The organism is Burkholderia sp. ZZQ-2, from assembly GCF_050768715.1.
Classification (GTDB): Bacteria; Pseudomonadota; Gammaproteobacteria; order Burkholderiales; family Burkholderiaceae; genus Burkholderia; species Burkholderia cepacia.
In genome coordinates, this window is record NZ_LDVA01000067.1 from 1 (window position 1) to 6,425 (window position 6,425).

The following is a 6,425-nucleotide window of genomic DNA, read 5'->3' on the forward strand; positions in this document are numbered from 1 at the left end:
CGCCAGCCGGCAGCCCGTATGCGGCGAACCTATCAAGAAAGCAGGAGGCATGACCGCAGTGCAGAAGATCAAAGTATTGTGCGTCGACGATTCGGCGCTGATCCGCAGCCTGATGACCGAGATCATCAACAGCCAGCCCGACATGACGGTGGTCGCGACCGCGCCCGATCCGCTCGTCGCGCGCGAGCTCATCAAGCAGCACAACCCCGACGTGCTCACGCTCGACGTCGAAATGCCGCGCATGGACGGGCTCGACTTCCTCGAGAAGCTGATGCGCCTGCGGCCGATGCCGGTCGTGATGGTGTCGTCGCTGACCGAGCGCGGCTCGGAAATCACGCTGCGCGCGCTCGAACTCGGTGCGGTGGATTTCGTCACGAAGCCGCGCGTCGGGATTCGCGACGGGATGCTCGACTACGCGGAAAAGCTCGCCGACAAGATCCGCGCGGCGTCGCGTGCGCGCGTGCGCCAGGCACCGCAGCCGCAGGCCGTCGCGCGCGCGGCGGACAGTCACGCGGCCGCGCCGATGATCAACAACCCGCTCGTCAGTACCGAGAAGCTGATCATCATCGGCGCATCGACGGGCGGCACCGAGGCGATCCGCGAAGTGCTGACGCCGCTGCCGCCGGATGCGCCGGCCGTGCTGATCGCGCAGCACATGCCGCCGGGCTTCACGAAATCGTTCGCACAGCGGCTGAACGGCCTGTGCCGGATCGCGGTGAAGGAAGCCGAGCACGGCGAGCGTGTGCTGCCGGGCCACGCGTATATCGCGCCGGGCCACGCGCACCTGTTGCTTGCGAGGAGCGGGGCGAACTATATTGCGCAACTGTCGGACGAGCCGCCGGTCAACCGGCACCGTCCGTCGGTCGACGTGCTGTTCCGCTCGGCGGCGACGCACGCGGGCAAGAACGCGATCGGGGTGATCCTGACCGGGATGGGCCGCGACGGCGCGGCCGGCCTGCTGGAAATGAAACGCGCGGGCGCCCACACGTTCGCGCAGGACGAAGCAAGCTGCATCGTGTTCGGGATGCCGCGCGAGGCGATCGCGCTCGGCGGCGCGGACGAGATCGCGCCGCTCGCCGACATGAGCCGCCGCGTGATGGCGCGCCTGGCGACGATGGGCGATCGCGTGCAGCGCGTTTGAATGGAATGTCACGGGGCGCGTGCCACGATACGCGTCCCGACGGAAACGAATCTGGAAAGGAACGACGATGGACAAGAGCATGAAAATCCTGGTGGTGGACGATTTCCCGACGATGCGCCGGATCGTCCGCAACCTGCTCAAGGAGCTGGGCTACTCGAACGTCGACGAGGCCGAGGACGGCCTCGCCGGCCTCGCGCGGCTGCGCGGCGGCGGCTACGACTTCGTGATCTCGGACTGGAACATGCCGAACCTCGACGGCCTCGCGATGCTGAAGGAAATCCGCGCGGACGCGACGCTCACGCACCTGCCGGTGCTGATGGTCACGGCCGAGTCGAAGAAGGAGAACATCATCGCGGCGGCGCAGGCCGGCGCGAGCGGCTACGTCGTGAAACCGTTTACGGCCGCGACGCTCGACGAGAAGCTGAACAAGATCATCGACAAGATGGCGAAGGCCGGGAGCTGACGTGAACGAGCCGATCCATGCCGCGCTGACGGGCGCCGGGTTCAGCGCAGACGGCCAGGCCGAAGGTGCCGATTACGCGAGCGACCGCATCCTCGCGCGCATCGGCCATGTCACGCGCACGCTGCGCGATTCGATGCGCGAGCTCGGGCTCGACAAGCATGTCGAGCGGGCGGCCGAAGCCGTGCCCGATGCGCGCGACCGGCTGCGCTACGTCGCGACGATGACCGAGCAGGCCGCCGAGCGCGTGCTGAATGCGATCGAGGTGGCCAAGCCGATGCAGGCGCGCCTCCAGAACGAAGCCGAAGCCCTCGACGCGCGCTGGGCGCAGTGGTATGCGGCGCCGATCGAGCACGCGGAAGTGCGCGAGCTGATGGACGATACGCGCACGTTCCTGCGCACGCTGCCCGAATCGACGTCGGCGACCAGCGCGCAACTGCTCGAGATCATGCTCGCGCAGGATTTCCAGGACCTGACCGGGCAGGTGATCAAGAAGATCATGGACATGGTCTACCTGATCGAGCAGCAGCTCCTCACGGTGCTCGTCGAGAACATCGCGCCCGAGCGGCGCGAGCAGTTCGCGGCCACCGCGGCCGCGCTCGCCGCCGAGCAGATGAGCTCGACCGGCAGCCCCGAGTCGCTGCTGAACGGCCCGCAGATCGCGCCGGAAGGCAAATCCGACGTGGTCCAGGACCAGGGGCAGGTCGACGACCTGCTCGCCAGCCTGGGCTTCTGACCCTGCCGCGTGCATCGGCGCGCCTCCGTTTCGCGGGGCTGCGCGATGCATGCGTCGCGCCGTTTCCACAACGTCCACCACGTTTACCCGGGCTCGCCGCCTGCGCACGCGCCGGTCGGCCTGCGTCGAATTGACACTTCGACACACTCAGCAGGCATACTACGCGTCAGCAGCAACGAAGCGTCATTCATACGACTCATACGTCGGCAGGCGGCGCAGGCATGATCGCCGCGCACGCCGCCACGAAGCCAGTCCCGTGGGAGGGAATGTGAAGCTGAAACGCTTGGGCCGCGCCGTCGCGCACGCGACGGCTGCAACGGGTGTGCTGTGGGCCGTCCACGCGCACGCCGAACTGGGCGGCGCACCGATGTCGCCGCCGGCGGACGATCAGGCCGCAAGCGTGCGCGCGCTGCAGCGCGCGATGCGTTCGGCGGACGGCGTGCAGGCGAGTACCGCCGCCTATACCGTCCGCGAAATCACGCTCGGGTCGGGCACCGTCATTCACGAGTACACGTCGGCCGCCGGCAGCGTGTTCGGCCTCGCATGGCAAGGGCCGACGATGCCGGATCTCGCGTCGCTGCTCGGCAGCTATTTCCCGCAGTACACCGCAGGCGTTCAGGCGGCGCACAAGGCGCGCGGCTGGCGCGCACCCGTGTCCGTCGACACGAGCGGCCTCGTGATCCGGACGGGCGGCCACATGGGCGCCTTCTCGGGCCAGGCCTGGCTGCCGGCGGCGCTGCCTGCCGGCCTGGCCGGCACCGACATCCAGTGACAGCGGGAGAGCGATCTTGAGCATTCCTCGTACATTCAAGCGCTGGCTCGGCGTGCTGGGCCTCGCGGCGGCAACGGCCGTCCTCGTGACCGCATGCGGCGGCGGCGGCGACGGCGGCGGCAGCAGCAACTCGGGCAACAACGGCAACAACGGTTCGGGCGGCTCGGACGGCAACTCCGGGAACACGGCCGTCATCAACGTCAACGCCGGCGTGGCGAACGTGATCAACATCCCGACCATCAGCGTGAAGGTCTGCGCGCCGGGCACGTCGAACTGCCAGGTGGTCAGCAACGTGCTCGTCGATACCGCGTCCTACGGGCTGCGGCTCGTCGGCAGTGCGGTGTCGGGCGTGCTCGGCAGCCTCCCGCAGGTGACGAGCGGCGGCGCGCCGGTCGCCGAGTGCGGCAAGTTCGTGTCGAGCTATACGTGGGGTTCGGTGCGCACGGTCGACCTGTCGATCGGCGCCGAGCAGGCGCGCTCGCTGCCCGTGCAGATCATCGGCGACCTCGGCACGACGAACGTGCCGGCCTCGTGCACGAACGGCGGTGCGTCGGCCAACTCGGCGAGCGCGCTCGGCGCGAACGGGATTCTCGGCATCGGGCCGGCGCCGGTCGACTGCGGCACGACCTGCGCGACGTCGACGTCGTCGAGCAACAACTACTACGCGTGCCCGAACGGCGACAACGCGAACTGCGCGGTCGCGCTCGTGCCGGTGGCGCAGCAGGTGGCCAACCCGGTTCATCATTTCGCCGACAGCAGCGGGGTGAGCGTGACGATGCCGGGCATCTCGAACAGCGGGCAGGCCAGCTCCACCGGGACGCTGACGTTCGGCCTGCCCGACCTGACCGGGAAGACCGTGATGACGTCGACCACGACGGGCGACGTCAGCGCGACGTTCCTCGGGCGCAACGTGACCGCGTTCTTCGATACGGGCTCGAACGCGTATTTCTTCAACGATTCGGGGCAGACGGTTTGCTCGAAGAACACGCAGTTCTACTGCCCGTCATCGCCGCCGGCCAGCTACTCGGCGACGCTGAGCGGCCAGAACGGCGTGGCCGCGACCGTGTCGATGTCCATCGCGAACGCGGATTCGCTGTTCTCGAACCCGTCGACGTACGCGTTCAACGACATCGCGGGCCCGTTCGGTTCGTCCAGCTGGCTCGACATCGGCATGCCGCACTTCTACGGCAGGACGATCTACTTCGGGATGGACAAGACCTCGACCGGCGGCGCGGCGCCTTTCGTCGCGTTCTGACGCGGCAGGGCCGCACGCCGAAGGGAACGGGGGGCGAGAGATCGCCCCCTTTTTTTATCCGGCGGCCGCGCACGGCGCGGCACGACCGGCCGGGCCGGAGCGCTGCCGCGTGCGGGCACAGCGCCTACGATGTAATACCGGCGGCCGTGCCGGCACGACATCGAGGAGGCAGCGCCATGAGCCCGCGCATACAACGCATCACCCCGTTCCTTTGGTTCGACCGCGACGCCGAGGCGGCCGCCGGTTTCTACGTGTCGGTGTTCGACAACGCGCGCATCGTGCACGTCGCGCGCTACGGCAAGGCCGGCGCGCACGCATCCGGCAGCGCGGAGGGCGCGGTGATGACCGTCGCGTTCGAGCTCGACGGGCAGGCGTTCATCGCGCTGAACGGCGGCCCCGTGTTCCAGATCACGCCGGCCGTGTCGTTCGTCGTCAACTGCCGGGACCAGGACGAAATCGACCGCTATTGGGCGCGCCTGTCCGAAGGTGGCGACGAGCGCGCGCAACAGTGCGGCTGGCTGCGCGACCGGTTCGGCGTGTCGTGGCAGGTCGTGCCGGTGCAGCTGCCGGAACTGATGGCGGGCGATCCCGCGCGCGCCGAGCGCGTGATGGCGCAGGTGATGACGATGAAGAAGCTCGATCTCGCCGCGCTGCAGCGGGCGGCGGCGGGCTAGGCGCGTGCGCCGGCCTGTTATCGGCGTGAACGGGGCCTCGCCGGCGCCCCGTGGCCGGCACGGGCCGGGAAGCCCGTGATCGCCGCATACGGGCACTAGACCGGCGGCCGGCCGGTACGCATCAGCTGCGTATGGTCGAGGAAGCGGTGGCCGGGCCCGTACGCGGTGCTTTCGATCCGGACGGCATCGGCCGGCGCGACCGGGCGCCCGGCGGCATCGACCGACACCGATTCGATCTCGACGACCGGCACGCACCAGGCCGCGCGGGCGCGATCCGACGGTTCGCCGCGCGCGTCGGCGCAGCGGAAAGCGACGCTCGCGGGGACATCCTGCGCGCGCAGGGTTTGCGTCGACCCGTTCCACGCATGGTGCAGGGCGATCGTGCCGGGGTGCGGTGCGTCAGGCGCCTGCGCGCCGGGCGGCAGGGCCGGCGTGCCCGCGCAGCCGGCTGCCAGCGCGCAGGCGAGCGACAGCGACGGAACGAACGGATGACGGAGCATGGTGCGGTTCGACCGGAATCGGGAATGACGAAGCGTAGCGCGCTTTGCGCGCCGGCGTAATATCGGCCGGTTAATCGAATGCGGTACTCGCGGCGATTATCGATCGACCCCGGTTTCATTTTGCTGTAGTCAGGTACTGGATTATCGGGGGCTGTCGTTTATGTCAGGTGTTCAAGATTATTAAAATGACGCGGCATGCAAGCCTGCGGCGCCGCATTCCGCTGCGGCAGCCGTTCCCGCGCCGTGCCGGCGGGCGCTGCAGCCGGGCGTGCGCATTACCCGCCATGTGAAAATAGATTGGAGCCCGCCGAAATTCAAACATATAATGCCGGCGTTGTTTCCGGGGTCATCAATATAAAACAGGAGGGTAATAAGATGAATTTTTCAGAAGCCGTTCGTTCCGTACTCAATAAATACGCGACATTCGAAGGCCGCGCGCGCCGTGCCGAATACTGGTATTTCGCGCTGCTCACCTGCGTGCTGTCGATCGTCGCGCAGGTCGTCGGCGCGGGGAGCCACGACGCGGGCCTGATCACGCTGCTGCTGCTCGTCGTGCTCGGCCTGATTTCGCTCGCGCTGATCATTCCGAGCATCGCGGTCAGCGTGCGCCGGCTGCACGATACGGGCCGCTCGGGCTGGTTCCTGCTGCTGGCGCTGATCCCGATCGTCGGCGGCATCCTGCTGCTCGTGTGGATGTGCTCGCGCGGCACCGAAGGCCCGAACCGCTTCGGCGCGGACCCGATCGCGGCGGCCTGACCGACGCCTGCCCCGGCGCGCGACGCTGTCGCGTCGGGGCCTGGTTTCGCGCCGCACCCGCTTCACCGCTTCACCAACCGCTTCACCATTTCCCAGCTTCGCGCCGTCGTCGCTCGGCCCCAAGCCCCAAG

The 6,425-nt window shown here is 68.5% G+C and carries 8 protein-coding genes; 7 read left to right on the forward strand and 1 reads right to left on the reverse strand.

Annotation, left to right across the window (positions count from 1 at the left end; translation table 11 throughout):
- Positions 1-49: 49 nt before the first annotated feature.
- The 6 genes from ABY44_RS02675 (at position 50) to ABY44_RS02700 (ending at position 5,038) form a co-directional block, all read left to right on the forward strand.
- Positions 50-1,141, forward strand: a complete 1,092-nt coding sequence (locus ABY44_RS02675) for a protein-glutamate methylesterase/protein-glutamine glutaminase (RefSeq protein WP_027788644.1) — start codon at positions 50-52, stop codon at positions 1,139-1,141.
- A 67-nt stretch (positions 1,142-1,208) separates the two neighbouring features.
- Complete coding sequence (cheY, locus tag ABY44_RS02680) at positions 1,209-1,604, forward strand: chemotaxis response regulator CheY (protein ID WP_006485893.1); 396 nt, start codon at positions 1,209-1,211, stop codon at positions 1,602-1,604.
- Position 1,605: 1 nt separating this feature from the next.
- The gene (gene cheZ, locus ABY44_RS02685) at positions 1,606-2,337 is read left to right on the forward strand and encodes a protein phosphatase CheZ (protein WP_027788643.1); all 732 of its coding nucleotides are present in this window, start codon (positions 1,606-1,608) and stop codon (positions 2,335-2,337) included.
- A 268-nt stretch (positions 2,338-2,605) separates the two neighbouring features.
- Positions 2,606-3,109: a DUF2844 domain-containing protein gene (locus tag ABY44_RS02690; RefSeq protein ID WP_027788642.1), complete on the forward strand. Its 504-nt coding sequence runs from the start codon at positions 2,606-2,608 to the stop codon at positions 3,107-3,109.
- A gap of 16 nt (positions 3,110-3,125) precedes the next feature.
- On the forward strand, positions 3,126-4,364 hold the full coding sequence (locus ABY44_RS02695) for a DUF3443 family protein (RefSeq protein ID WP_027788641.1): 1,239 nt from the start codon (positions 3,126-3,128) through the stop codon (positions 4,362-4,364).
- A 176-nt stretch (positions 4,365-4,540) separates the two neighbouring features.
- Entirely contained in the window at positions 4,541-5,038 is a 498-nt protein-coding gene (locus ABY44_RS02700) for a VOC family protein (RefSeq protein ID WP_021162681.1), read from the forward strand.
- A 95-nt stretch (positions 5,039-5,133) separates the two neighbouring features.
- Here the strand turns inward: ABY44_RS02700 and ABY44_RS02705 are convergent, their stop codons facing one another.
- On the reverse strand, positions 5,134-5,538 hold the full coding sequence (locus ABY44_RS02705; protein WP_060174988.1) for a hypothetical protein: 405 nt from the start codon (positions 5,536-5,538) through the stop codon (positions 5,134-5,136).
- Between the two features lie 375 nt (positions 5,539-5,913).
- Between ABY44_RS02705 and ABY44_RS02710 the strand changes: the two genes are divergently transcribed.
- A complete protein-coding gene (locus ABY44_RS02710; RefSeq protein ID WP_060174989.1) occupies positions 5,914-6,294 on the forward strand; it encodes a DUF805 domain-containing protein in 381 nt (126 codons plus the stop codon).
- Positions 6,295-6,425 lie beyond the last annotated feature (131 nt).